Raw genomic sequence first — 24,864 nt, forward strand, 5'->3', positions numbered from 1 at the left:
GAAACTGCGTGGAGCCCGTGGCGAGGGAGCAAGCTCCCTCGCCACGGATCAGCGCTGCACCACCCGCATCGTTCCCGGTTCTTTCGGCAGGACTCGCTTGGCAACCACGTAATGGCTGTCCCAGTACGGTTTGTTCAGGGTGTCGATGGACACCGACTTGCCCCGGCGCGGGGCATGGATGAAGCGGTCGTTACCCAGATAGATCGCTACGTGGTTGACCCGGCGGCTCTTGAGCTTGAAGAAAATCAGGTCGCCGGGCTTGAGGTCGTTGCGATCGACCTTTTCGCCGTGGCCGCTGGCCATGGCGTTGGAGGTGCGCGGCAGGTCGAAGGTGGCGTCGTTGAAAGCGTATTTCACCAGCCCGCTGCAATCGAAGCCTTTACTTGGGCTGCTGCCGCCCCAACGATAAGGTGTACCGAGCACATTCACGGCACGACTCAGCACGTTGCTGCTGGCCTTGGTTGCCATGGGCGGCACCAGTTTGCCGTTGACGGTGCTCACCGGTTGGACGGTTGGCCCGTTTTTGCTCGAAGGAGCAGAAACATGGGACTTGGGGGTGTAGCCGTTGATGTTGGGAAGACGTTGCTCACGGTTGGTGGCGTGGGCGGCCAGTGGCAATAATAGGCAAATGGTTAGCCATGTCTTGAAAAATGGACGCATTAGGCAGGGCTCGTATGGGTTAGCGCGCAACTTTATAACAGCTTTTTTCCCCATTCCCGGGCCGTTTGTCGACTCGAAACCCTGCGTAATCACGTGCTATTGCGACAATTTGCCCTGACTGTCCGACAAAACCCCCATGTCACGGGCGTTTCACCGGTTCGCGTCGCCAAGGACCGCTTGTCGGCAAGACACATAAAAGTCACAGAAAGTCAGAAAAAATTTTTCTATCGCGGAAAAAGAGAGGATTCATGAACAGCTATCGGCAGGACGTAAACTCCGACACCCACAGTAAGGTCATCGGTTATCTGCTGTGGATTTTCGGCTTTACCGGCGCCCATCGGTTCTATTACGGCAAGCCCGTGACCGGCACGATCTGGTTCTTCACCCTCGGCCTGCTGGGCATCGGCTGGCTGATAGACCTGTTCCTGATTCCGGCCATGGATCGTGAAGCGGGCCTGCGGTTTACCCCAGGGCCGATCGAATACAGCGTGGCGTGGATCCTGCTGACGTTTCTCGGTGTATTCGGCGTGCACCGCATGTACCAGGGCAAGTGGCTCAGCGGGATTCTTTACCTGTTGACCGGCGGGGTGTTTTTCCTGGGGGTGCTGTATGACTTCTGGACGCTGAACGATCAAATCTCTATTCGCAATGCGCAGAAGCGTGGGGCTTTTCAGTAAGACAGGTCGCCCTTATCCCGAGCACGCTCGCGATAAGGGCGACCCTGTACTCAGGCCTGGTGCGTGATCCGCCCATCCATCAGGGTATAGCGCACCACGCCCGGCAGGCTGTGGCCCAGGAACGGGCAGTTGTCACCCTTGGAGCGCCAGGCTTCGCCGGCTACGGTGGAGGCGGCGGGGTCGAACAGCACCAGGTCGGCCGCGGCCCCCACGGCCAGTGTCCCCGCTGGCAATTGCACTGCCTGGGCCGGGCCGCTGCTCAGGCGTGCCAACAGGGTCGGCAGGTCCAGCAGACCATCTTCCACCAAGGTCAGGGCCAATGGCAGCAACAGCTCGACGCTGCTGATACCCGGTTCGGTGGCGCCGAACGGTGCCAGCTTGGCATCGCGCTCGTGGGGTTGGTGGTGGCTGGCGATGGCCGAGATCACGCCGGATTTCACGGCTTCGCGCAGGCCATCGCGGTCGGCGCGGGTGCGCAGCGGCGGTTGGACGTGATAGACGCTGTTGAAGTCGATCAGCGCTTCGTCAGTCAGGATCAACTGGTACAGCGCCACATCGGCGGTCACCGGCAGGCCGCGGGCCTGGGCCTGGGCAATCAGGGCCGCGCCGCGGGCGCTGGTCAGCTGGCTGAAGTGCGCGCGCACGCCGCTTTGCTCCACCAGCAGCAGATCCCGGGCCAGGGCCACGGTCTCGGCGGTTTCCGGGATGCCCGGCAGGCCGAGGAAACTGGCGGTCGGGCCTTCATGGGCCAGGCCACCTTCGGCCAGGTCATGGTCTTGGGAGTTGAAGATCACCGTCAGGCCGAACGTCGCCGCATATTCCAGGGCGCGGCACAGGGTGCGGGTGTTGCGGAAACTATTCAGGCCGTTGCCGAATGCCACGCAACCGGCGTCACGCAGGGCGATGAGCTCGGCCAGTTGTTCACCGTCGAGGCCCTTGCTCAGCGCGCCGATCGGGAAGACCTTGGTGTTGCCGGCTTCGCGGGCGCGGTCGAGGATCAGTTCGGCCACGGCCGAGGTGTCCAGCACGGGTTTGGTCTGTGGCGGGCAGCACAGGCTGGTCACGCCACCGGCGGCGGCGGCCCGGGTTTCGCTGACGATGCTGCCTTTGCGGCTGTAGCCGGGCTCGCGCAGGGCGACGTTCAGGTCCACCAGTCCGGGAGCGGCCACCAGGCCTTGGGCGTCGAGGGTCTGGACCGCGACGAAGCCAGCCGGGGCGGCGCCCAGGGCGACGATTTTGCAGGCATCGATATGGATATCAGTCACTTGATCCAGGCCACTGGCCGGATCGATCACGCGTGCGCCGAGAATGCTGAGCTTCACTGGGCGTTCTCCTGGTCGAATTGGCGCTGGGCCGTTTGCCCGCTCATGGCCATGGACAGCACGGCCATGCGGATGGCGATGCCGTAGGTCACCTGGTTGAGAATCACCGAGTGCGGTCCGTCGGCTACCGCCGATTCGATCTCCACCCCACGGTTGATCGGCCCCGGGTGCATGACGATGGCGTCCGGCTTGGCCCCGGCCAGGCGGGCGGTGGTCAGGCCGAACAGGCGGTAGAACTCGCCTTCGCTGGGCAGCAGGCCGCCGGTCATGCGTTCGCGCTGTAGACGCAGCATGATCACCACGTCCACATCCTTGAGGCCTTCGGTCATGTCGGTGTAGACCTTTACGCCGTATTGCTCGACGCCGATGGGCAGCAGGGTCTTCGGGGCGATCACGCGGATGTCGGGGCAGCCGAGGGTCTTGAGGGCCAGCATGTTCGAGCGCGCCACTCGCGAGTGCAGGATGTCGCCGACGATCGCCACCGACAGGTTTTCGAAGCTGCCCTTGTGCCGACGAATGGTCAGCATGTCCAGCATGCCCTGGGTCGGGTGGGCGTGACGGCCGTCGCCGCCGTTGATGATCGCCACTTGCGGGCAGACATGTTCGGCAATGAAGTGCGCGGCGCCGGAATCGGCGTGGCGCACGACGAACATGTCGGCGGCCATGGCTTCCAGGTTACGCAGGGTGTCGAGCAGGGTTTCACCCTTGCTGGCCGAGGAGGTGGACACGTTCAGGGTGATCACGTCCGCCGATAGCCGTTGGGCCGCCAGTTCGAAGGTGGTGCGGGTACGGGTGGAGTTTTCGAAGAACACGTTGCACACGGTCTTGCCGCGCAGCAGCGGGACTTTCTTCACTGCCCGGGCGCCAACCTCGAGGAACGAGTCGGCGGTGTCGAGGATTTCTGTCAGCAGCTCGCGGCGCAGGCCGTCGAGGGACAGGAAATGCCGCAGCTGGCCCTGATCGTTGAGCTGCAGCGGGCGCTTGGTTTCGAGAGGCGTCATCGCGATGGACTCTTACAAGGGCAGTTAAAGGGCAAGGTCTTGCAGTTCGAGTTGCAGTGGCGCAGGGCCCAAGAGCTTGACCCGCTCGTGGGCGGCCAGGGTCAGCGTCGCCCCCACCACGTTCGGGCGGATCGGCAGCTCGGCGGCGTCCAGGTCCAGCAGGCACACCAGCGTCACGCTGGCCGGGCGGCCGTAGTCGAACAGTTCGTTCATGGCGGCGCGGACGGTCCGGCCACTCATCAGTACGTCGTCGATCAGCACCAGATGCTGGCCTTCGATCTCGAACGGCAGCGCCGAGGGACGTACCTGTGGGTGCAGGCCGTTCTGGCTGAAGTCGTCGCGGTAGAAGGACACGTCCAGGGTGCCCAATGGCGCCTGGTTGCCCAGTTCATCGAGCAAGGCCTGGGCGACCCAGACGCCGCCGGTACGAATGCCGATATAGCGCGGTTCGCGGATGCCGCGTTGTTCCAGGTGCGCCGTGAGACGGATCGCCATCTGGCTGATCAGGTCGGCAGGATTGGGCAGGCTCATGCTGGCTCCTTCAGGTTCCCGGGCCGGTGGTTAAGCGGCGCGGTGTATCACTAAAAGAAAGCGCCTTGGCGGCGCTTTCGAACAATCAGCTTTCAAACAGGGCGGCGTTGGCGTCGAGCCAGCCTTGCAGCAGCAGGGCGGCGGCGATGGCGTCCACCGGGTTGTCGCGGTAACTGCCTTTCTGCCCGCCGCGCACCAGGCGCTCGCCCTTGGCCTCGAAGGTGGTCAGGCGTTCGTCATGGGTATAGAAGGGCAGGTTGAAGCGACCGTTGAGCCGGCGGGCGAATTTCTCGGCGCGCACGCACATGTCGCTGGGCGTGCCGTCCATGTTCAGCGGCAGGCCGACCACCACGGCGTCGGGTTTCCATTCCTTGATCAGCGCTTCGACCTGGTTCCAGTCCGGAACGCCATTCTGCGCTTTCAAGGTGCACAACTCGCGGGCCTGGCCGGTCACGACCTGGCCGACCGCCACGCCGATCTGTTTGGTGCCGTAATCGAAGCCCAGCAGCAAACGCAGGGCCATCAGGCGTGTCCTGCCTGGCTGGTGAGCAGGCTGAGGTTGATTCCCAGCCGGCTGGCCGCCGCCTCCAGGCGCAGTTCGCTGCTGGTGTTGAACAGGATGTCTGCATCGAACGGGCAGGTCAGCCAGGCGTTGTCGGCCAGTTCGGCTTCCAGTTGCCCGGCTTCCCAACCGGCGTAACCCAGGGCGATCAGGCTTTTTTCCGGGCCGACACCGTCGGCGATGGCGAACAGCACGTCCTGGGAGGTGGACAGCGAGACGCCGTCCAGGTCCACGGTGGCCTGGTATTTGGGGCCCGACGGGTGGAGCACGAAGCCGCGGTCGGTCTGCACCGGTCCGCCGATGAAAATCGGCACGTGCTGGCACAAGAGTGGCGGCTCAACCTCCGGACGCAATTGCTCGAGAATGTCCGCCAGGTTCAGCTCCTGCGGACGATTGATCACCAGCCCCATGGCGCCATTGGCCGTGTGCTCGACGATGTAGGTCAAGGTATGGGCGAAGTTCGGATCGGCCATGTGCGGCATGGCGATCAGGAAGTGATGCTTGAGGTAGCTGGGGCTGACATTTTTCATAGGCGCTAGTGTGGCGGCGTGGGGGCGAACTGACAAGCTGGGGATGTGCGGCAATCCTTCTTGTCTTTAGTTACTGGAAAGCCGATCGCCCCGGGAGAATCGCCAGGTGCGGATGATTTCCAATCGGTCGATGTCCGACAGGTCGCCGGTAAACGGCGCGAAGGGCGCGGCCAGGCGCACGATCCGCTGGGCGGCCTGGTCCAGCAACGGCTGGCCGGAGGATTCGAGCACCAGCACTTCATACAGCGAGCCGTCGCGGTTGATCGAGACCATTAGACGCAGGTTGCCGTAGATCTGTTTGCGCCGCGCTTCGTCGGGGTAGTTGAGGTTGCCGATGCGCTCGACTTTCTTGCGCCATTCGTCCTTGTACCAGGCACCCTTGTCGCGCATGGTCGAGGCGGCGCTCAGGCGGTGGATGCGTGGGCGCTTGGCATACAGTTGCTGTTCCTGGGCCAGTTCGGCTTCCAGGCTGGCGATGTCGCTGGACAGTTGGGAACTGTCGAAGGTCGGTGCCGGGGCCTTGGGCTTGGGGTCGGGCTTGACCTCTTCCTTGGCGGGGGCCTTTTTCGGCTTCGGCGCCACGGTGGTCACGGCGGCCTTGGGCGCCGTCTCCTGCACCTCCGGCTTGGCCGCCGGCGGTGGGGTGACTTTCTGCACCGTGTTGTCCTGGAATGGCGCGATCTCGGTGGTCTTGGGAACCGCCTTCTTTTCCAGGGTGCCGCTGCCTTGCTGGTTTTCCTGGGCAAGGAAATCCGCCTTTGCCGGCTTGGTTTCGCTCTTGAACGTGGCGAGGGTGATTTCCAGGGTCTGGCTGATCTGCTTGGGCTCGACCGTGGCGAATCCCACCCCCAACAACAGCGCCAGGTGGATCAGCGCCGCCAGGAACAGGGTAAAACCGAGGCGATCGGCCGGGCGCACGCCACGATGGGCGAGCTCTGGGGGCAGATCGGACGGGAGGGTCATGGCAAAAAAACCAACATCGCAGGTTTCACAGGCCGGGCATGATAACGCAATGTTGGTTTTTAGCTTCAAGCCTCAAGTGACAAGCGACCAGTTGCATCAAGCCTGGGGCTTGACGCCCTTGGCTTGCAACTTCTTGTCGATGGCCTCCATCAGCATGCCGCCGATGTCGGTGCCGAAGGCGTTGTCGATCTCGCGGATGCAGGTCGGGCTGGTGACGTTGATTTCCGTCAGGTGCTCGCCGATCACGTCCAGGCCTACGAACAACAGGCCTTTTTCGCGCAAGGTCGGGCCGACCTGCGCGGCGATCCAGCGGTCCTTGTCGGTCAATGGGCGGGCTTCGCCACGACCGCCGGCCGCCAGGTTGCCGCGGGTTTCGCCGGCCGCCGGAATGCGCGCCAGGCAATAGTCCACCGGCTCGCCGTCGATCATCAGGATGCGCTTGTCGCCATCGACGATGGCCGGCAGGTAAGCCTGGATCATGATCTGCTGCTGGCCATGCAAGGTCAGGGTTTCCAGGATCACCGAGAGGTTCGGGTGGCCGGCGGTGTGACGGAAGATCGACGAACCGCCCATGCCGTCCAGCGGCTTGAGGATCACGTCGCCATGGTGGTCGGCAAATTCACGCAACACGTCCGGGCGACGGCTGACGATGGTCGGCGGCGTGCAGTGCGGGAACAGCGTGGCAAACAGCTTTTCGTTGCAGTCGCGCAGGCTCTGGGGTTTGTTGACCACCAGCACGCCGGCACTTTCGGCCTGCTCCAGCAGGTAGGTGGAGTAGACGAACTCCATGTCGAAGGGCGGGTCCTTGCGCATCAGGATCACGTCCAGGTCGCTCAGCAATGCATCGCTTTCGTTGCCCAGTTCAAACCATTTTTCCGGGTTGGCGAAGACTTTCAGCGGTTTCATCCGCGCCCGTGCCTGGCCCTCGGCCTGGTAGAGGTCGCGCTGCTCCATGTAGAACAGCTCCCAACCGCGCTTCTGGGCGGCCAGCAACATGGCCAGCGAGCTGTCCTTTTTGTAGGAAATACTGGCGATAGGGTCCATGACAATGCCGACGCGTACGCTCATGGCTCGATTCCTCGAAAATGGGGTGGGCATGAATGCCGTGAAAAAGTGGCGTCAGAGTGGCGCCCGGCGGATTTGCGGTCAAGGAAAAACCACCGCGCCGCCCGCCCGATAGCCCGGCGCTGGAGACTGTGCTAAAAAGGCTGCCATGTGACGTGCAGGCCTTGAACATCAAGGGTTTGCGCTGTCGTTCACTCTTGAGCGTTAAAAACCGGTTCGCAGTGGCAATGGCAGAGCATCCGATGCAGCAGCAACCCAGTGCCTTGAAGGTCATGGTCATCGATGATTCGAAGACCATCCGCCGCACCGCCGAAACCCTGTTGCGCAATGTGGGCTGCGAGGTGATCACGGCCGTCGACGGCTTCGAGGCCCTGGCGAAGATCGCCGACCATCATCCGGGCATCATTTTCGTCGACATCATGATGCCGCGCCTGGACGGTTACCAGACCTGTGCCCTGATCAAGAACAACAGCGCCTTCAAGGCTACGCCTGTGATCATGCTGTCGTCCCGTGACGGGTTGTTCGACAAGGCCAAGGGGCGCATCGTCGGCTCCGATCAGTTTTTGACCAAGCCGTTCAGCAAGGAAGAATTGCTGGGGGCGATACAGGCCCATGTCCCGGGCTTTGCCGCTGTCCAGTCGCACCAGGCAAATCAATGACGCCGGCCAGAGGGCCAGGGGTCGAAAAAAATGGGGAACACCATGGCACGTATCCTGATCGTCGATGATTCGCCGACCGAAATGTACAAACTGACCGGCATGCTGGAAAAACACGGCCACCAGGTCTTGAAGGCCGAGAACGGCGCCGATGGCGTGGCGCTCGCCCGCCAGGAAAAACCCGATGCGGTGCTGATGGACATCGTCATGCCCGGCCTCAACGGCTTCCAGGCGACACGCCAGTTGACCAAGGACCCGGAGACCGGCCACATCCCGGTGATCATCATCACCACCAAGGACCAGGAAACCGACAAGGTCTGGGGCACGCGCCAGGGCGCGAAGGATTACCTGACCAAACCGGTGGAAGAACCCACGCTGATCGCCACGCTGAACAAAGTACTGGCCGGTTGACCGCGCGGCCATGAGCCAGTCCCTGACGGCATTCGAGCTGCTGTTGCAGATCGACCGGCGCTGCCGCTTGTTGGGCGCGGACCTGCCGTCCCAGACGACCCACCGCTCCGGTTGGAGTGGCATCGGTTTTCGCCTGGGCGAGCATTGGTACGTGGCGCCGATGGGCGAAGTCAGCGAAGTGCTGCACGAACCGCGCTACACGCCGTTGCCCGGGGTCAAGGCATGGGTTCGCGGGGTGGCTAACCTGCGCGGACGCCTGTTGCCGCTGATGGACCTGTGTGCGTTCTTCGGCCATGAGCTGTCGCCTGTGCGCAAACAGCGGCGGGTGCTGGTAGTGGATCACGACGAGGTCTTTACCGGGTTGCTGGTGGATGAAGTGCTCGGGTTGCAGCATTTTCCCCAGGACAGCCTGGAAGCGCCCCTGGAGGACGCCCTCGACGGCCCGGAATCAGCCTTCGTCAAGGGGCGGTTCCGCGGCGAGCGGCCATGGCAGGTGTTCAGCCCGTTTGCGCTGGCGCGATCGCCGGCGTTCATGGATGTGGCGGTTTAGCGCGAGGCCGTACAGACCTCTGATAGGAGCGAGCCTGTGGGAGCAAAGCTTGCTCGCGATGACGGCGCCTCGGTTGGCGCGAGACCGTGTTGTTTCCATCGCGGGCAAGCCTTGCTCCCACAGGGCCGCGCTGATTGAGCGGGTGCCACCGCAAAGGCTTGTTCACCGTTAACCGCAATGAGTTGGATTGGGTCGTACAGGCGAGGACCGATGATCAAAGCAAACACAGACAATTCACTGGAAGCGTCGCGCAGCCGTTCGCAGATCATCGTGCTGTTCGTCGCGCTGATTGTCTTCATCATGCTGCTGTTCGCCAATTTCGCTTACCTCAACACCCAGGCCACCTACGACAAGCAGTACATCGGCCATGCCGGTGAGCTGCGGGTGCTGTCCCAGCGCATCGCCAAGAACGCCACCGAGGCCGCTGCCGGCAAGGCGGCGGCTTTCAAGTTGTTGAGCGATGCGCGCAATGATTTCGCCCAGCGTTGGGGTTACCTCAAGCAGGGCGACCCGGTCACCGGTTTGCCGCCGGCACCTGCGACCCTGCGACCGCAAATGCGCGCTGTGCAGTTGGACTGGGAGCGCCTGCTCAAGAACACCGATGCGATCCTCTCCAGCGAGCAGACCGTACTGTCCCTGCATCAAGTGGCGGCCACCCTGGCCGAAACCGTGCCGCAGCTACAGGTCGAGTACGAGAAAATCGTCGAGATCCTGCTGCAACGCGGCGCACCCGCCGCCCAGGTGGCGGTGGCCCAGCGCCAGTCGTTGCTGGCCGAGCGGATTCTCGGCGCGGTGAACACCGTGCTGGCGGGAGATGAAAATGCCGCCCAGGCCGCCGAAACCTTTGGCCGCGACGCGGCGCGCTTCGGCCAGGTGCTCAATGGCATGCTGCAAGGTGACCCGACCTTGAAGATCTCCCAGGTCCAGGACCGCGATGCCCGGGCACGCTTGAGCGAAATCAGTGATCTTTTCGAGTTCGTCTCGGGTTCGGTAGACGAAATCCTCGAAACCTCGCCGGAGCTGTTCAAAGTCCGCGAATCGGCCGGCAACATCTTCAACCTGTCGCAAACCCTGCTGGACGAAGCCTCGCACCTGGCCTCGGCCTTCGAAAACCTCGCCGGCGGGCGTTCCGTCAACACCATCGGCGGTTATGTGCTGGGTTTGCTGGCGCTGGCGTCGATCATCCTGATCGGCCTGGTGATGGTGCGCGAGACCAACCGTCAGTTGCATGAAACCGCGCAAAAGAACGAGCGCAACCAGAACGCGATCATGCGTCTGCTGGACGAGATTGCCGACCTGGCCGACGGCGACCTCACGGTGACCGCCTCGGTCACCGAGGACTTCACCGGTACCATTGCCGATTCCATCAATTATTCGGTGGACCAACTGCGCGATCTGGTCGCCACCATCAACCTCACCGCCGGACAGGTCGCCGCCGCCGTGCAGGAAACCCAGGCCACGGCCATGCACCTGGCCCAGGCTTCCGAACATCAGGCCCAGCAAATCTCCGAAGCTTCGACTTCAATCAATGAAATAGCGCGGTCCATCGACCAGGTCTCGGCCAATGCCGCCGAATCGTCGGCGGTGGCCGAGCGCTCCGTGGAGATCGCCAACAAGGGCAATGAGGTGGTGCATAACACCATTCATGGCATGGACAACATTCGCGAACAGATCCAGGACACCGCCAAGCGCATCAAGCGCCTGGGCGAGTCATCCCAGGAGATTGGCGACATAGTCAGCCTGATCGACGACATCGCCGACCAGACCAACATCCTGGCCCTCAACGCCGCCATCCAGGCGTCCATGGCCGGCGATGCCGGGCGTGGGTTCGCGGTGGTGGCCGATGAGGTGCAACGACTGGCGGAGCGTTCCTCGGCGGCGACCCGCCAGATCGAAACCCTGGTGCGGGCGATCCAGGCCGACACCAACGAGGCGGTGATTTCCATGGAGCAAACCACCACCGAAGTGGTGCGTGGGGCGCGGCTGGCCCAGGATGCCGGGGTGGCCCTGGAGGAGATCGAAGGCGTGTCCAAGACCCTGGCGGCGCTGATCCAGAGCATTTCCAACGCGGCGCAGCAACAGACCACCTCGGCGGGGCAGATCTCCTTGACCATGAACGTGATCCAGCAGATCACCACCCAGACCTCGTCCGGCTCCACCGCCACCGCCGAAAGCATTGGCAACCTGGCGAAAATGGCCAGCCAACTGCGCCGTTCGGTGTCGGGGTTTACCTTGCCGCCTGCGGCTGTGGTGGATGAGGACAAGGTGTGACCAGGCTGTTTTTTCTGTTGGAAGGGGTTTTTTGTGACGATGAAATTTCTGTGGGAGCAAGGCTTGCCCGCGATGAACACAGCGCGGTGTCGCCGGGACTGAGGCGTCTGCATCGCGAGCAAGCTTTGCTCCCACAGATGAACGCTTTCTCCAGGGAGGCTTTTTATCCTCCTTATGGGAGTGGTTATGGGTGATCGGCACGACTATGTGGCCCTGGAATGGGTCAAGGGCGAGATTGCCGAAACGCTGAAGCAGGCCCACCTGGCACTCAACCGCCTGGTGGAGGATCCGCAGGCGCTGGATGCCCTTGCCCATTGCCTGGCCTGCATTCACCAGGTGCATGGTGGCTTGCAGATGGTCGAGTTCTATGGCGCGGCGTTGCTGGCCGAGGAAATGGAGCACCTGTGCACCGCGCTGCAGAACAACCGCATTGCCCATCGCGACGAAGCCATCAGCCTGCTGAGCCAGGCCCTGGGCCAGTTGCCGATCTACCTCGACCGCGTACAAAGTGCCCGCCGCGACCTGCCGCTGGTGGTCCTGCCCTTGATCAATGACCTGCGCAGTGCCCGGGGCGAGGGCCTGTTGTCGGAGACCAGCCTGTTCAGCCCCGAGTTGCCCGAGATTGCGCCGCTGGGCGAAGACGCCTTGAAGCGGCTCGAACCGCCCGACCTGCCGGGCACTTTGCGCAAGTTGCGCCAGAGCCTGCAAGTGGCCCTGGTGGGGCTCTTGCGCGAGCAGGATGACGCCACTCACCTCGGTTACCTGGCCAAGGTCTTCCATCGCCTTGAAGGCCTGTGCGCCGGTGCGCCGCTCAACGCGTTATGGCAGGTCGCTTCGGCGCTGGTCGACGGCATGCGCGAGGGGCGCATCGCCAACAGCCCGGCGTTGCGCAGCCTGTTCAAGGAAGCCGACAAGGAACTCAAGCGCCTGCTGGACCAAGGCATGCCCGGCATCAATCAGCCGGCACCGCCTCCGTTGCTCAAGAGTTTGTTGTTCTATATTGCCAAGGCCGAACATCCCAGCGGGCAGATGCAGATCATGAAAGAACGCTACTCACTGGACGAGGCGCTGCCCGACAGCGCCATGGTCGACGAAGAACGCACGCGACTGGCCGGGCCCGACCGCGATGCCCTGCATTCGGTGCTCGTGGCGCTGTGTGAAGAACTGGTACGGGTCAAGGAACGCCTGGACCTGTTCGTGCGCAGCGACCGCCAGCACGCCTCTGAGCTGGACAGCCTGCTGGCGCCCCTGCGGCAGATCGCCGATACCCTGGCGGTGCTCGGCTTCGGCCAGCCGCGCAAGGTGATCATCGATCAACTGGCGGTGGTGCTGAGCCTGGCCCAGGGCCAGCGCGCACCCGATGACGCGACCCTCATGGACGTCGCCGGCGCCTTGCTCTACGTCGAGGCGACCCTGGCCGGCATGGTCGGTACCGTCGAGCCACAGAGTGGTGAAGACAGCCGACTGCCCACGACCGACCTGAGCCAGATCCACCAGATCGTCATCAAGGAAGCCCATACCTGCCTGCAACAGGCCAAGGACATGATCGTCGACTACATCGACGCTGACTGGAACCGCGAGCAATTGCAGGCCCTGCCGGCGCTGTTGACCCAGGTCCGGGGGGCGCTGGCGATGATTCCCTTGAGCCGTGCGGCCAGCCTGGTGGAGGCCTGCAATGGCTTCATTCGCGAACACCTGTTGCTGGAACAGGGCCAGCCGGGCTGGGAAGCGCTCGATCACCTGGCCGATGTGATCACCGGCCTCGAGTATTACCTGGAGCGTTTGAGCGACGACGCCGAAAGCCCTGGCGAACCCTTGCTGGACGGGGTCGAGCGAAGCCTGGCCGCGCTCGGTTATTTCCCTGATGAAGCCGGTGTGCCGCTGCTCGACGATGTGCTGAGCCCCAATGAGGCCCAGGTCATGCAGGACCTGCAGGAGCTGGACGACCCGCAGACCGTGCAATCGCTGGCCCAAGTGCTGGCCAATCCGGTCTCGGCGGTCAACCCGCCGGCCCGGAACACGCCGGGCAGCCTGCTGCCGCCGCCGATGGACGAGAGCCCGGTGGACGATGAGCTGCGCGAAGTGTTCCTTGAAGAAGCCGATGAGGTGCTGGATGTCCTGGAGGAGTACCTGCCGCGCTGGAGCGCTCACCCCGACGACCACGTCGCCCTGGGCGAATTGCGCCGGGCCTTCCACACCCTCAAGGGCAGCGGTCGGATGGTCCGGGCGCTGGTGTTGGGTGAGCTGGCCTGGGCCGTGGAAAACCTGCTTAACCGGGTATTGGAGCGCAGCGTCGAACCCGGGGCGGCGCTCCGGCAAGTGCTGGAAGACACGGTGCGGTTGTTACCGGCCCTGGTGGCCGAGTTCGCCGCCCACCATCAGCGTCAGCGCGACGACGTCGACCGTTTGGCCGCTCGGGCCCATGCGCTTGCCAAGGGCGGCGATGAAGACGAACGCGATGTGGCCGCCCTCGATCCGCTGCTGCTGAAGATCTTCGACAACGAAGCCCGGGGCCATCTCGCCAGCCTCGACCGTTTTCTCGACCAGGCGGCCGAACACTTGCCCTTGCAGGCCAGCGATGAACTGCAGCGGGCCTTGCACACGCTCAAGGGCAGCGCTTCCATGGCCGGCGTGTTGCCGATCGCCGAGCTGGCCGGTGCGATGGACCAACTGGCGCGTGAATACAAGGCGCACTTGATCGCCCTCGACCTGGAGGAAGTGGAGTTGTTGCTGGAGGCCGGCGGGTTGTTGCGCCTGGGCCTGCGGCAGTTGCACAGCGAGCCGCTGGCACCGATCCCGGGAGCGGCGGACCTCATACAGCGCACCCAGGCGCGGTTGACCGAGCGCGTGCAAACCGCCCTCAACGCCCCGGACAAGGGCGTGCGGACCAAGCGCGATCCCCAACTGATCAACAATTTCCTCGCCCAAGGCATGGATATCCTGCTGGACGCCGAAAGCCTGTTGCAGCGCTGGCAACAGCATTCCGGCGAAGGCCAGGAGCTGAGCGCGCTGCTCGATGAGTTGACCACCCTGGGCGAAGGCGCGCACCTGGCCGACCTGCACCCGGTGGACGAACTCTGCGAAGCCTTGCTGGACCTTTATGGCGCCGTGGAAGAAAGCAGCCTGGCAGTCAGCGATGAATTTTTCCAGGAGGCGCAACGTGCCCACGAGGCGCTCATCGACATGCTCGATGAGCTGGCGGCGGGGCAGCATGTCCATCCGCAGCCCGAACGGGTCCGGGCCCTGCGCGAGTTGTTGCAGGCCAGCCTCGATCCGCTGGCGGCCGGCCTGGTTCGCAGCGACGGCAGTCGTACCTTGAGCATTCGCGAGCTGGGTGCCGCGACGGCCGAGCTTGAGCGCAACGTCGCCGGCCATTCGGTGGACGACGAGCTGGTCTCGATCTTTCTCGAAGAGGCCCAGGACATTCTCGAAAGCGCGGCCCAGGCCCTGCGACGCTGGCTGGCCGAGCCGGACAACAGCGCCCCGTTGTCCTCGTTGCAACGCGACATGCACACTTTGAAGGGCGGGGCGCGTATGGCCGACATCCGCCCGGTGAGCGACCTGGCCCAGGAGCTGGAAAACCTCTACGAAGGTCTGGTGGACCGTCGCTACAATTACAGCGAAGAGTTGGTGCAACTGCTCAACAACAGTCATGAGCGCCTCGACCTGTTGCTCGGACAATTGCAGCAGGGTCAACCGCTGGGCGATCCGGTCGCATTGATCGATGCCATCCACCGGTTGCGCCGGGACAAGCCCGGCGCCAGCGAAACCTGCGACCCGACCCACAGCGATGTCGCCGGGCATGATCCCGAATTGCTGGAGATCTTCCTCGAGGAAGGTTTCGACATCCTCGACAGCTCTGGCTCGGCCTTGCTGCGTTGGCAGGCCGAACCTTCGAACCGCCAGGCCGTGGAGACCCTGCTGCGCGACTTGCACACCCTCAAGGGCGGGGCGCGGATGGTGGAAATCGTCCCCATCGGCGACCTCGCCCATGAGTTGGAAAACCTCTATGAGGGCCTGTCCGCCGGCCTGCTTCAGCCGAGCCCGGCGCTGTTCACGCTGCTGCAGAGCAGCCATGACCGATTGGCGCAGATGCTCGACGCGGTCCGGGCCGGCCACCCTTGTCCGCCGGGCGATCGGCTGATCGCGCAGATCCAGGCGGTCAATCATCCGCAGGACAGCGAGCCGCCCCAAACCGTCGCGGAGCCGGCACCGCTGGCGCCGCCTGTACCGGCCAAGCCTGAGCCCGCCGCACCGGGTGACGGCGCGGACATGGTCAAGGTGTCCGCCGAACTGCTCGACGACCTGGTGAACCTGGCCGGTGAGACGTCGATCTTCCGTGGACGCATCGAGCAGCAGGTCAATGATGCGCGCGTGGCCCTGGGCGAGATGGAAACCACCCTGGAGCGCATGCGCGACCAGTTGCGCCGCCTGGATACCGAAACCCAGGGCCGGATTCTCAGTCGCCAGCAGGTGGAAGCCGAGCGCCTGGGTTATGAAGAGTTCGACCCGCTGGAGATGGACCGCCACTCCCAACTGCAGCAGTTGTCCCGGGCGTTGTTCGAATCCACCTCGGACCTGCTCGATCTCAAGGAAACCCTGGAGCGCAGCAACCACGACGCCGAGAACCTGCTGCAACAACAGGGACGCATCCACACCGAACTCCAGGAAGGCCTGATGCGCACGCGCATGGTGCCGTTCGAACGCATGTTGCCGCGCCTCAAGCGCATCGTCAGGCAAGTGGCGCAAGAGCTGGGCAAGGACGTGGAATTCGTCGTCGATAACGCCGAGGGCGAATTGGATCGCAATGTGCTGGAACGCATGGCCGCGCCCCTCGAACACATGCTGCGCAACGCCGTCGATCATGGCCTGGAGCCGGCCGACGTGCGCATCGCCGCTGGCAAACCGGCGCGAGGGCGCATCAGCCTCGACCTGTCCCGCGAAGGCGGCGACATCATTTTCGACATCCGCGATGACGGCGCCGGTGTGCCGCTGGACGCGGTGCGCCGCAAGGCGATCAAGCGCGGGTTGCTGGCCCCGGACAGCGACATCAGCGACCGCGATGTGTTGCAGTTCATCCTCCAGCCGGGGTTTTCCACGGCCGAGAAAATCACCCAGATCTCCGGGCGCGGCGTCGGCATGGACGTGGTCCATGAAGAGGTGCGGCAACTGGGCGGCACCATGGTCATCGACTCCACGTCGGGGCAGGGCGTGCATTTTCGCATTCGCCTGCCCTTCACCGTGGCGGTGAACCGGGCACTGATGGTGCAGTGTCACGAAGACCAGTACGCGATCCCGTTGAACACCATCGAAAGCATTGTGCGGGTGCTGCCAGCCGAGCTGGACGCTTACTACCAGCTCGATCCACCGGCCTACACCTATGCCGGGCAACGTTATGAGCTGTGTTACCTGGGCGAGCTGCTGAAAACCGCTGCCCGGACGAACCTGCTGGGCCAGAGCCAGCCCTTGCCGGTGCTGCTGATGCAATGCAACGAGCGACATATCGCCGTGCAAGTGGACGCGACCGCCGGCACCCGCGAGATCGTGGTCAAGAGCCTCGGCCCGCAATTCTCGGCGGTGCAGGGGCTGTCCGGGGCGACCATCCTGGGAGACGGTCGCGTGGTGCTGATTCTCGACTTGCTGGCGCCGATCCGTGCCTTGCCCAGCCAGGCGCCGCGTCGCCAGGCCCCGGCACAGGGCGAGAGCGAACACCCGCGGCCGTTGCTGGTGCTGGTGGTGGACGACTCGGTGACGGTGCGCAAAGTCACCAGCCGCCTGCTGGAACGTCATGGCATGCACGTGCTCACCGCCAAGGACGGCGTGGACGCCATGGCGCTGCTGGCCGAGCATTCCCCTGACCTGATGCTGCTGGACATCGAGATGCCGCGCATGGACGGTTTCGAAGTGGCCACGCAAGTGCGCAACGACCCGCGCCTGGCACACCTGCCGATCATCATGATCACCTCCCGCACCGGCCAGAAACACCGCGACCGCGCCATGGCCATCGGCGTCAATGACTACCTGGGCAAGCCGTACCAGGAGTCGGTGCTGCTCGACAGCATCGCCTACTGGAGCAAGACCCATGCATGACCTTCATCCGCGTACCCACCAGCTCACCGGGCTATTGTTGCCCCTGGCGGACCGTCACCTGATCCTGCCGAACGTGGCGGTGGCCGAACTCATCGACTACCAGGGCAGCGCCTTCGATCTGGACACCCCGCCGTGGTTCCTGGGTTGGGTCGGCTGGCGCGAACGCCAGGTCCCCTTGCTGAGCTTCGAGTCGGCCTGCGGACAGAAAACCGTGATCGGCGAACGAGCCCGCATCGTCGTGCTCAACGCCCTGGGGGGGCGGGCGGAGTTGCGCTTCATCGCGCTGGTGGTCCAAGGCATCCCGCGCTCCTGCAAGCTCGACAGCCAGTTGAGCTACGTCGACGTGCCGCTGTGCGGGTTGGAGCAGGCGGCGGTGCAAGTAGGCGAGCACGTGGCGAAGGTGCCGGATTTACTGGCGTTGGAAGAGTTGGTGCTGGCGGCGGGGTTGCTGGGGGACTGAGTCTCAATGAAACGGTCCCATAAAAGGTCTGATCAGTCCTTTTTTGGGACCTATTTCATATTCAGGATTTGATAAGTCCCCAAAAGGGACCTATCGTTCCCTTTTTGGGACTTCTGGCGGCCTCATGTACCCACTCTCTCTCAGTGATGCCTTGTTTACTGCCACCCAACAACGCGTCTTGGGTTTGCTTTTCGGGAAACCGGATCAAAGCTTCTATACCAATGAAATTGCTCGCTGGGCCCACATAGGTAAAGGCAGCCTCACAAGGGAGTTGGAGCGCTTACAGCGCTCAGGTGTACTCACCATGACTCGCCGGGGCAATCAAACCCATTATCAAGCTAACCCACGCTGTCCGATTTACGCTGAGTTGCTGGGTATTGTGCAGAAAACTGTAGGCATCGCCGAACCTTTACGCCTGGCATTGAAGCCTTTTGCAGGACAGCTGTGCTGGGCGTTCATCTATGGTTCCGTTGCCAAGGGCCAGGCAAACGCATCCAGTGACATAGATCTCATGCTGATAGGCGAGGACCTGCACTACAGTGAGGTGATGGAGCGGCTTCTGCCTCTGGAAGAACAATTGGGTCGCCCTCTGAACCCTACGCTCTACACACCTCGGGACTGGGCTGAAAAGTTTGCCGCAGGCAACAGTTTCGTGGTGCGAGTAGCGCAACAGGACAAGATCAATTTGCTGGGCGAAGACCCTTTGGAGTCCCAGGATGGGCAAGCTGGTTCACACGGCAGACGCCAGTAAAGTGCAAGTCCGAGTATTCGCACTGTGTCATGAACGACGCAATCTTGCGGAGTACGAGGGCTACATGAATGAAGATGACGCACTGCTTGCCCAATTGATGGAGAGTACTGCCGAACTGGTCCACCGGGTTGGGCGACTGATGGCTAGCTGTTGAACCCTGGCAATCTGCAAGAAACTCAAGCCAAACACAACTCATCATTACTCCAAGCGTAACGATCAGCCGCTGAGCTTGATTGATGCCCACGCCTCAACACTCCTAAGGTGACCTCCACGACAGCGAACCCGTGGAGTGGTCATGACAACAACAATATCCCCCGACTCGCGCTGGACGCGGCGGCGCAGCGAGAAGCAGCGGCGGCTCGGGCAGGTGAAGGGGCTTGCCGACGGTGTGGTGTTGCCCACCGACAAGATCGTCGCGGCGCTGGAGGCATTGATCCTGCCCGGCGACCGTGTGGTGCTGGAGGGCAATAACCAGAAGCAGGCGGATTTCCTTTCGCGTGCCTTGGCCAAGGTCGATCCGGGCAAGTTGCATGACCTGCACATGATCATGCCCAGCGTCGGTCGCTCCGAGCACCTGGACCTGTTCGAACGCGGCATCGCCCGCAAGCTGGATTTTTCCTTCGCCGGCACCCAGAGCCTGCGCATCAGCCAGTTGCTCGAAGACGGCCTGCTGGAGATCGGCGCGATCCACACCTACATCGAACTCTATGCCCGGCTGGTGGTGGACCTGATTCCCAACGTGGTGCTCTCGGCCGGTTTCATGGCCGACCGCGCCGGCAATATCTACACCGGCCCCAGCACCGAAGACACGCCCGCGTTGATCGAACCGGCAGCCTTCAGCGATGGCATCGTCATCGTCCAGGTCAACCAGTTGGTGGACGATGTCAGTGACCTGCCGCGCGTGGACATCCCGGCGTCCTGGGTGGATTTCGTGGTGGTGGCCGACAAGCCGTTCTACATCGAACCGCTGTTCACCCGCGACCCGCGCCACATCAAGCCCGTGCATGTGCTGATGGCGATGATGGCGATCCGCGGGATCTACGAAAAACACAACGTCCAGTCCCTCAACCATGGCATCGGTTTCAATACCGCCGCCATCGAGTTGATCCTGCCGACCTACGGCGAGTCCCTCGGTCTGAAGGGCAAGATCTGCCGCAACTGGACCCTCAATCCGCACCCCACACTGATCCCGGCCATCGAAAGCGGCTGGGTCGAAAGTGTGCATTGCTTCGGCACCGAGTTGGGCATGGAAAACTACATCGCCGCCCGGCCCGACGTGTTCTTCACCGGTCACGACGGCTCGCTGCGCTCCAATCGCATGGTCTGCCAACTGGCCGGGCAGTACGCCGTGGACCTGTTCATCGGCGCCACCCTGCAAGTGGACGGCGATGGTCATTCCTCCACCGTCACCCGGGGCCGCCTGGCCGGTTTCGGTGGCGCGCCGAACATGGGCCACGACCCGCGCGGGCGTCGTCATGGCACGCCTGCCTGGCTCGACATGCGCCACGGCGATGGCGAGGCGCCGCTGCTCGAACGTGGCAAGAAGCTGGTGGTGCAGATGGTCGAGACGTTCCAGGAGGGCGGCAAACCGACTTTCGTCGACACCCTCGACGCGGTGGACGTGGCGAAGAAAGCTGGCATGCCCCTGGCGCCGATCATGATCTACGGCGACGACGTCACCCACCTGCTCACCGAAGAAGGCATCGCCTACCTGTACAAGGCCCGCTCGCTGGAAGAGCGCCAGGCGATGATCGCGGCGGTGGCCGGCGTCACCAGTATCGGCCTGCGCCACAACCTGAAAGACACCGCGCGCCTGCGCCGCGAAGGGTTGATTGCCCTGCCCGAAGACCTCGGCATCCGCCGTACCGACGCCACCCGTGAGTTGCTCGCGGCCAAGAGCGTGGCCGATCTGGTGGAGTGGTCCGGTGGTCTCTACAACCCGCCCGCCAAGTTCAGGAGCTGGTAAATGCGCGCCTTCAACCTGCAACCGAAAACACTCTCCCTGGCCGAGCACCTGGCCGATCTGGCGGTGGACGCACTGATCGACGAGGCGGACCTTTCGCCCAAACCGGCGCTGGTGGACCGGCGCGGCAGTGGCGCCCACACCGACCTGAACCTGGGCCTGATGCACGCCTCGGCGCTGTCGTTGTGGCCAGCGTTCAAGGCGATGGCTGACGCAACCATGGACTGCGGCGAGATCGGCTTGCCGCTGCGCGAAGCCCTCGGCCAGATCGGCCGCGATGGTGAAGCGGCGATGCTTGCCACCACCGGCGGCGTGAACACCCACCGGGGGGCGATCTGGGCCCTGGGTCTGCTGGTCGCGGCAACGGCGCTGGAGCCTGAATCCAGCACCCCGGGTGCCGTCACCTTGAGAGCCGCACGTCTGGCCTTGCTCAACGACCGCTATGCGCCGCACCCCTTGAGCCACGGCGCCCAGGTCGCCCAGCACTACGGCGTGCGCGGCGCCCGGGAAGAAGCGCAACTGGCGTTCCCGGCGGTCACTGGCCTGGGCCTGCCGCAACTCAAGCGCAGCCGCACGGCGGATGCAGGCGAACAGAATGCCCGGCTCGACGCGTTGCTGGCGATCATGACCGGCCTGGCTGACACCTGCGTGCTCTATCGTGCCGGCGAAGCGGGTTTGCAGACCATGCAGCAGGGCGCCAAAGCGGTGCTCGAAGCCGGTGGCAGCGCCACGTTGGACGGTCGCCGCCAGTTGCATGCGCTGGACCGCCAATTGATTGCCTTGAACGCCTCGCCCGGCGGCGCTGCCGATCTGCTCGCCGCGTGCCTGTTCCTCGACCGCGTCGAGCGCGGCGCTGGCCTCTTCCCAGGAGTGTGCTGATGCAAACCTTATCCTTTGAATTCCCCGCCGGACAGCCGCCGCGGGGCCGGGCGCTGGTGGGCTGTGTCGGCTCGGGCGACCTGGAAGTGCTGATCGAGCCCGGCGTGGCGGGCAAGTTGACCATTCAGGTGCAGACCTCAGTCAACGGCAGTGAGCAACGTTGGCAACATCTGTTCGCCCGCCTGTTCGACGGCCAGACGCCACCGGCCCTGGCCATCGACATCCACGACTTTGGCGCGACCCCCGGCGTGGTGCGCTTGCGCCTGGAACAAGGCTTCGAGGAGATCGGCCATGACTGACAGTGCAGCGCTGCTCAATAAGCACAGCTTCGTCGAGCTCGGTGCTCGGCAACGGGCAAAAGCGTTGCTCGACGACGGCACCTTTCGCGAATTGCTCGACCCCTTCCAACGAATCATGTCGCCGTGGCTGTTGCGCCAGGGCGTGGTGCCGCAAAGCGACGACGGCGTGGTGATCGCCAAGGGCACGCTCGACGGCCTGCCGGTGGTGATCGCTGCCATCGAGGGCGCGTTCCAGGGCGGTAGCCTGGGTGAAGTCGGCGGGGCGAAGATTGCCGGTGCGCTGGAATTGGCCGCCGAGGATAACCGCAAGGGTATCCCGACCCGCGCCGTGTTGCTGCTGGAAACCGGCGGCGTGCGTTTGCAGGAAGCCAACCTCGGGTTGGCGGCGATTGCCGAGATTCATTCGGCGATTGTCGACCTGCGCCAGTACCAACCGGTGATCGGCGTGGTGGCCGGCAGCGTTGGTTGCTTTGGCGGCATGTCGATTGCCGCCGGGTTGTGCAGTTATCTGCTGGTGACCCAGGAAGCGCGACTGGGCCTGAACGGTCCGCAGGTGATCGAGCAGGAAGCCGGGCTCGAGGAATACGATTCCCGCGACCGGCCGTTCATCTGGAGCCTGACCGGCGGCGAACAGCGTTTCGTCACCGGGCTGGTGGATCGCTACGCGGCGGATGATGTGGCGCAGATTCGCCAACAGGTCAGTCAGTTGCTGCACCTGGGCGTGCCCGCCGAACACCGCAGTGGCCAGGCCGAGTTGTTTTTACAGCGTCTGGCTTGCTTGGACACCGAAGTGCAAATCGAGCCGGCAGTGGTTCGTCAGCTGTATCAGGGGGAACGGCCATGAGTTCGTATTCATTGAGAGGCCTGCGCTGGTTCGAGGCCCTGAGTGGCGGTGCCAGTCCGGTGCAAGGCTTGCCTGCTTCGCTGAAAGTGGCTGATGTCAGGTTGGGCGAGCAAACCGTGCGCCTGCTGGCGGTGGTAGCCGACCCCGATAACCGCTTCCCACGGGCGCGCAGCGGCGAAGTCGGTTTGCTTGAGGGCTGGGGCCTGGCGAAGGCGGTGGATGAGGCCATCGACGCTGATCGAGACGCATCACAAAAACGTCCGTTGATCGCCATCGTCGATGTGCCGAGCCAGGCTTACGGTCGGCGTGAAGAAGCCTTGGGCATTCATCAGGCCCTGGCCGGTGCAGCCGAGAGTTATGCCCGCGCCCGACTGGCCGGCCATCCCGTAATCGGCTTGCTGGTGGGCAAGGCGATGTCCGGGGCGTTCCTGGCCCACGGCTACCAGGCCAACCGGTTGATCGCCCTGCGCGACCCGGGCGTGATGGTCCACGCCATGGGCAAGGCGTCGGCGGCGCGGGTGACCCTGCGCAGCGTCGAAGAACTGGAAGCCCTGGCCGCCAGCGTGCCGCCGATGGCCTATGACATCGACAGCTTCGCCAGCCTTGGCCTGTTGTGGGAAACCCTCTCGGTGGAGCAGATCGAACGGCCCTCGGCGGCCGATCTGGCGCGGGTCGTCGATTGCCTGCAACAGTCGATCAATGAAGTGGCCGGGTCGCCCCGGGATCTGCGCAGCCGCCTTGGCGCGCCGCATCGGAGCGCCTCCGGCACGGTCCGCCAGTTGCTGAGGGCGCAGTGGTGAACAGTGTGCTGGCCCATGACCTGCTGTGGGGAATGACCCCACTGCAACTGCCTGTGGACGCGCCGTCGTGGGTCACTGACTCCCTCAGTCACGGCCAACCGGTGGTGGTGCGGCGCGCGTTGATGGGCCCTGGGCACGTCGCGATTGGTGTGCGCGGCGCCTCGCGGGAACAACGCTACGCCACGTCGATGCCGCTGGCTGCGATCCAGCGCCGGTTGCGTCCGGAGGATCTGTGCCACATCGAGTCGACCCGTGCTCTGCCGGCCTTGCAGGCATTGGCCCAGTTGCGACCGCTGCTCAATGCCAGCGGCTGGACCTGGGGCGTGAGCGGCAGCGCCGGGTTCGAACTGGCCAGCGGCATCGAGGCCCTGCATGCCCACAGCGACCTGGACCTGATCCTGCGCGCGCCCGATCCTCTGGATCGCCTTCAGGCCAGGGCATTGCTGGCCCGTCTGGATGCCTCGGTGTGCGTCGTGGACATGCAGTTGCAAACGCCCTTCGGCGCTGTCGCCCTGAGGGAGTGGGCCGGCCCGGCGCGGCGGGTGCTGCTCAAGGACAATCGACAGGCTCACTTGGTAAGCGATCCGTGGCAGCCTTCATTGGAGCGTGTCGCGTGAGCAGCTTGCTGGTGTTTCCCGGCCAGGGTGCGCAGCGACCGGGCATGCTTCGTGGCGTGTCTCCGCAGGTATTGGCCGAGGCGACTGCTGTCCTCGGCGAAGACGTGCAGCAAATGGACAGCGTCGAGGCCTTGCAATCGACCCGTGCGGTGCAGGTGTGCCTGTTGATTGCCGGTGTGGACGCAGCCCGTCGGTTGCTGGAGCACGCCCCATCGCCGGACTATGTCGCGGGCCTGTCCATTGGCGCGTATCCGGCGGCGGTGGTGGCCGGCGCGCTGGGGTTTGCCGACGCGCTGCGGCTGGTCAGCCTGCGGGGTGAACTGATGCAACGGGCGTATCCCCAAGGCTACGGCATGACCGCCATCATCGGCCTGGACCTGACAGCCGTGGAAGCCTTGCTTTCCCGGGTGCACAGCGACACGACGCCGGTCTACCTGGCGAACATCAACGCCGATCACCAGGTGGTCATCGCCGGCAGTGACGAGGCGATGGCGATCGTTGCCGCGCAGGCTCGTAGCCAGGGTGCCGCCAAGGCCTGTCGCCTGGCGGTGAGCGTGCCGTCCCATTGCCCGTTGCTGGAAGCGCCAGCGCGGTCATTGGCCCAGGCGTTTGCCGATGTGCCGTTGCAGCCTCCGACCCTGGGTTACCTGAGCGGTAGCCGCGCGCGGCCGGTGACAACGATCGAGGTCTTGCGCGACGACCTGGCGTTCAACATGTGCCGCGTTGTCGATTGGCGGGGCACGGTGCAAAGCGCCTACGAACGCGGCGTGCGGCTACAGATCGAACTGCCGCCCGGTGCGGTGCTGACCGCCCTGGCGCGCCGGGTGTTCGAGCAGGGTAGCGTCATGGCTTTCGACGGTGCGCGGCTCGACACTCTGCAAGCTCTGTTGCGTGAGGAGGGAAACCGCCAACCCTGAACCTTCGACTCAGGCTTCGAACGACAAAAACAACAACTTCGACGA

23 protein-coding genes and 1 pseudogene are annotated in these 24,864 nt (G+C 63.9%); 16 read left to right on the forward strand and 8 right to left on the reverse strand.

All coding sequences use genetic code 11. The features are described 5' to 3' along the window. Positions 1-48: 48 nt before the first annotated feature. Entirely contained in the window at positions 49-660 is a 612-nt protein-coding gene (locus N4Q37_RS09915) for a C40 family peptidase (protein WP_260957457.1), read from the reverse strand. A 248-nt stretch (positions 661-908) separates the two neighbouring features. Here N4Q37_RS09915 and N4Q37_RS09920 point away from each other — a divergent pair, with 248 nt between their 5' ends. Continuing rightward, positions 909-1,337, forward strand: a complete 429-nt coding sequence (locus N4Q37_RS09920) for an NINE protein (protein ID WP_260957458.1) — start codon at positions 909-911, stop codon at positions 1,335-1,337. A gap of 50 nt (positions 1,338-1,387) precedes the next feature. Here the strand turns inward: N4Q37_RS09920 and N4Q37_RS09925 are convergent, their stop codons facing one another. The 7 genes from N4Q37_RS09925 to gshB all read right to left on the reverse strand — a co-directional run bounded on the left by N4Q37_RS09925 (position 1,388) and on the right by gshB (position 7,314). Then, positions 1,388-2,659 (reverse strand): dihydroorotase, encoded by a 1,272-nt coding sequence (locus tag N4Q37_RS09925; protein ID WP_260957459.1) that lies wholly within the window; start codon positions 2,657-2,659, stop codon positions 1,388-1,390. Beyond that, positions 2,656-3,660 carry an aspartate carbamoyltransferase catalytic subunit gene (locus N4Q37_RS09930; protein ID WP_260957461.1) on the reverse strand — a complete coding sequence of 335 codons (1,005 nt, stop codon included), beginning with the start codon at positions 3,658-3,660 and terminating at the stop codon, positions 2,656-2,658. The genes N4Q37_RS09925 and N4Q37_RS09930 overlap by 4 nt, the downstream gene beginning before the upstream one ends. A gap of 24 nt (positions 3,661-3,684) precedes the next feature. After that, entirely contained in the window at positions 3,685-4,191 is a 507-nt protein-coding gene (gene pyrR, locus N4Q37_RS09935; RefSeq protein WP_260957462.1) for a bifunctional pyr operon transcriptional regulator/uracil phosphoribosyltransferase PyrR, read from the reverse strand. 85 nt (positions 4,192-4,276) lie between these two features. After that, positions 4,277-4,714, reverse strand: a complete 438-nt coding sequence (gene ruvX / locus N4Q37_RS09940; RefSeq protein WP_260957464.1) for a Holliday junction resolvase RuvX — start codon at positions 4,712-4,714, stop codon at positions 4,277-4,279. Further along, the gene (locus N4Q37_RS09945) at positions 4,714-5,283 is read right to left on the reverse strand and encodes a YqgE/AlgH family protein (protein WP_260957466.1); all 570 of its coding nucleotides are present in this window, start codon (positions 5,281-5,283) and stop codon (positions 4,714-4,716) included. Before N4Q37_RS09945 ends, ruvX begins: the two co-directional genes overlap by 1 nt. Before the next feature lie 66 nt (positions 5,284-5,349). Next, positions 5,350-6,246, reverse strand: coding sequence for an energy transducer TonB (locus tag N4Q37_RS09950; RefSeq protein ID WP_260957467.1), 897 nt, complete (start codon positions 6,244-6,246; stop codon positions 5,350-5,352). A gap of 96 nt (positions 6,247-6,342) precedes the next feature. Continuing rightward, positions 6,343-7,314, reverse strand: coding sequence for a glutathione synthase (gene gshB / locus N4Q37_RS09955; RefSeq protein ID WP_260957468.1), 972 nt, complete (start codon positions 7,312-7,314; stop codon positions 6,343-6,345). Between the two features lie 239 nt (positions 7,315-7,553). Between gshB and pilG the strand changes: the two genes are divergently transcribed. From pilG to mdcH, 15 genes and pseudogenes are all read left to right on the forward strand, one after another. Beyond that, positions 7,554-7,970 (forward strand): twitching motility response regulator PilG, encoded by a 417-nt coding sequence (pilG, locus tag N4Q37_RS09960; protein WP_260957470.1) that lies wholly within the window; start codon positions 7,554-7,556, stop codon positions 7,968-7,970. A gap of 42 nt (positions 7,971-8,012) precedes the next feature. Then, entirely contained in the window at positions 8,013-8,378 is a 366-nt protein-coding gene (gene pilH / locus N4Q37_RS09965) for a twitching motility response regulator PilH (protein ID WP_260957472.1), read from the forward strand. Positions 8,379-8,388: 10 nt separating this feature from the next. Then, positions 8,389-8,928: a chemotaxis protein CheW gene (locus tag N4Q37_RS09970; protein WP_260957474.1), complete on the forward strand. Its 540-nt coding sequence runs from the start codon at positions 8,389-8,391 to the stop codon at positions 8,926-8,928. Between the two features lie 210 nt (positions 8,929-9,138). Further along, on the forward strand, positions 9,139-11,199 hold the full coding sequence (locus N4Q37_RS09975; protein WP_260957476.1) for a methyl-accepting chemotaxis protein: 2,061 nt from the start codon (positions 9,139-9,141) through the stop codon (positions 11,197-11,199). 186 nt (positions 11,200-11,385) lie between these two features. Then, entirely contained in the window at positions 11,386-17,289 is a 5,904-nt protein-coding gene (locus tag N4Q37_RS09980; RefSeq protein ID WP_260957478.1) for an Hpt domain-containing protein, read from the forward strand. Further along, on the forward strand, positions 17,282-17,749 hold the full coding sequence (locus N4Q37_RS09985; protein ID WP_260957480.1) for a chemotaxis protein CheW: 468 nt from the start codon (positions 17,282-17,284) through the stop codon (positions 17,747-17,749). Before N4Q37_RS09980 ends, N4Q37_RS09985 begins: the two co-directional genes overlap by 8 nt. A gap of 124 nt (positions 17,750-17,873) precedes the next feature. After that, positions 17,874-18,500 (forward strand): nucleotidyltransferase domain-containing protein, encoded by a 627-nt coding sequence (locus N4Q37_RS09990; RefSeq protein WP_260957482.1) that lies wholly within the window; start codon positions 17,874-17,876, stop codon positions 18,498-18,500. Then, positions 18,475-18,654: pseudogene (locus N4Q37_RS09995) on the forward strand (hypothetical protein); the annotation flags it as partial. The gene N4Q37_RS09990 and the pseudogene N4Q37_RS09995, both read left to right, overlap by 26 nt. 141 nt (positions 18,655-18,795) lie before the next feature. Next, positions 18,796-20,466 carry a malonate decarboxylase subunit alpha gene (mdcA, locus tag N4Q37_RS10000; RefSeq protein ID WP_260957484.1) on the forward strand — a complete coding sequence of 557 codons (1,671 nt, stop codon included), beginning with the start codon at positions 18,796-18,798 and terminating at the stop codon, positions 20,464-20,466. Continuing rightward, a complete protein-coding gene (locus N4Q37_RS10005) occupies positions 20,467-21,342 on the forward strand; it encodes a triphosphoribosyl-dephospho-CoA synthase (protein WP_260957487.1) in 876 nt (291 codons plus the stop codon). Then, positions 21,342-21,641, forward strand: a complete 300-nt coding sequence (locus tag N4Q37_RS10010; protein ID WP_260957489.1) for a malonate decarboxylase subunit delta — start codon at positions 21,342-21,344, stop codon at positions 21,639-21,641. Before N4Q37_RS10005 ends, N4Q37_RS10010 begins: the two co-directional genes overlap by 1 nt. Beyond that, complete coding sequence (locus tag N4Q37_RS10015; RefSeq protein WP_260957490.1) at positions 21,634-22,485, forward strand: biotin-independent malonate decarboxylase subunit beta; 852 nt, start codon at positions 21,634-21,636, stop codon at positions 22,483-22,485. The genes N4Q37_RS10010 and N4Q37_RS10015 overlap by 8 nt, the downstream gene beginning before the upstream one ends. Further along, complete coding sequence (gene mdcE, locus N4Q37_RS10020; RefSeq protein ID WP_260957492.1) at positions 22,482-23,285, forward strand: biotin-independent malonate decarboxylase subunit gamma; 804 nt, start codon at positions 22,482-22,484, stop codon at positions 23,283-23,285. Before N4Q37_RS10015 ends, mdcE begins: the two co-directional genes overlap by 4 nt. Continuing rightward, positions 23,279-23,902 carry a malonate decarboxylase holo-ACP synthase gene (locus tag N4Q37_RS10025; RefSeq protein WP_260957494.1) on the forward strand — a complete coding sequence of 208 codons (624 nt, stop codon included), beginning with the start codon at positions 23,279-23,281 and terminating at the stop codon, positions 23,900-23,902. The genes mdcE and N4Q37_RS10025 overlap by 7 nt, the downstream gene beginning before the upstream one ends. Beyond that, positions 23,899-24,819 carry a malonate decarboxylase subunit epsilon gene (mdcH, locus tag N4Q37_RS10030; RefSeq protein ID WP_260957496.1) on the forward strand — a complete coding sequence of 307 codons (921 nt, stop codon included), beginning with the start codon at positions 23,899-23,901 and terminating at the stop codon, positions 24,817-24,819. Before N4Q37_RS10025 ends, mdcH begins: the two co-directional genes overlap by 4 nt. Positions 24,820-24,864: the final 45 nt, after the last annotated feature.

The sequence above is a fragment of the Pseudomonas citri genome (assembly GCF_025336485.1).
GTDB classification, from domain to species: Bacteria; Pseudomonadota; Gammaproteobacteria; order Pseudomonadales; family Pseudomonadaceae; genus Aquipseudomonas; species Aquipseudomonas citri.

Excerpts from the sequence above, each read along its gene's own strand:
- N4Q37_RS09915 (WP_260957457.1), bottom strand. The coding sequence starts at position 660 with ATGCGTCCATTTTTCAAGACATGGCTAACCATTTGCCTATTATTGCCA.
- N4Q37_RS09920 (WP_260957458.1), top strand. The coding sequence starts at position 909 with ATGAACAGCTATCGGCAGGACGTAAACTCCGACACCCACAGTAAGGTC.
- N4Q37_RS09930 (WP_260957461.1), bottom strand. The coding sequence starts at position 3,660 with ATGACGCCTCTCGAAACCAAGCGCCCGCTGCAGCTCAACGATCAGGGC.
- pyrR (WP_260957462.1), bottom strand. The coding sequence starts at position 4,191 with ATGAGCCTGCCCAATCCTGCCGACCTGATCAGCCAGATGGCGATCCGT.
- ruvX (WP_260957464.1), bottom strand. The coding sequence starts at position 4,714 with ATGGCCCTGCGTTTGCTGCTGGGCTTCGATTACGGCACCAAACAGATC.
- N4Q37_RS09945 (WP_260957466.1), bottom strand. The coding sequence starts at position 5,283 with ATGAAAAATGTCAGCCCCAGCTACCTCAAGCATCACTTCCTGATCGCC.
- N4Q37_RS09950 (WP_260957467.1), bottom strand. The coding sequence starts at position 6,246 with ATGACCCTCCCGTCCGATCTGCCCCCAGAGCTCGCCCATCGTGGCGTG.
- gshB (WP_260957468.1), bottom strand. The coding sequence starts at position 7,314 with ATGAGCGTACGCGTCGGCATTGTCATGGACCCTATCGCCAGTATTTCC.
- pilG (WP_260957470.1), top strand. The coding sequence starts at position 7,554 with ATGCAGCAGCAACCCAGTGCCTTGAAGGTCATGGTCATCGATGATTCG.
- pilH (WP_260957472.1), top strand. The coding sequence starts at position 8,013 with ATGGCACGTATCCTGATCGTCGATGATTCGCCGACCGAAATGTACAAA.
- N4Q37_RS09970 (WP_260957474.1), top strand. The coding sequence starts at position 8,389 with ATGAGCCAGTCCCTGACGGCATTCGAGCTGCTGTTGCAGATCGACCGG.
- N4Q37_RS09975 (WP_260957476.1), top strand. The coding sequence starts at position 9,139 with ATGATCAAAGCAAACACAGACAATTCACTGGAAGCGTCGCGCAGCCGT.
- N4Q37_RS09980 (WP_260957478.1), top strand. The coding sequence starts at position 11,386 with ATGGGTGATCGGCACGACTATGTGGCCCTGGAATGGGTCAAGGGCGAG.
- N4Q37_RS09985 (WP_260957480.1), top strand. The coding sequence starts at position 17,282 with ATGCATGACCTTCATCCGCGTACCCACCAGCTCACCGGGCTATTGTTG.
- N4Q37_RS09990 (WP_260957482.1), top strand. The coding sequence starts at position 17,874 with ATGTACCCACTCTCTCTCAGTGATGCCTTGTTTACTGCCACCCAACAA.
- mdcA (WP_260957484.1), top strand. The coding sequence starts at position 18,796 with ATGACAACAACAATATCCCCCGACTCGCGCTGGACGCGGCGGCGCAGC.
- N4Q37_RS10005 (WP_260957487.1), top strand. The coding sequence starts at position 20,467 with ATGCGCGCCTTCAACCTGCAACCGAAAACACTCTCCCTGGCCGAGCAC.
- N4Q37_RS10010 (WP_260957489.1), top strand. The coding sequence starts at position 21,342 with ATGCAAACCTTATCCTTTGAATTCCCCGCCGGACAGCCGCCGCGGGGC.
- N4Q37_RS10015 (WP_260957490.1), top strand. The coding sequence starts at position 21,634 with ATGACTGACAGTGCAGCGCTGCTCAATAAGCACAGCTTCGTCGAGCTC.
- mdcE (WP_260957492.1), top strand. The coding sequence starts at position 22,482 with ATGAGTTCGTATTCATTGAGAGGCCTGCGCTGGTTCGAGGCCCTGAGT.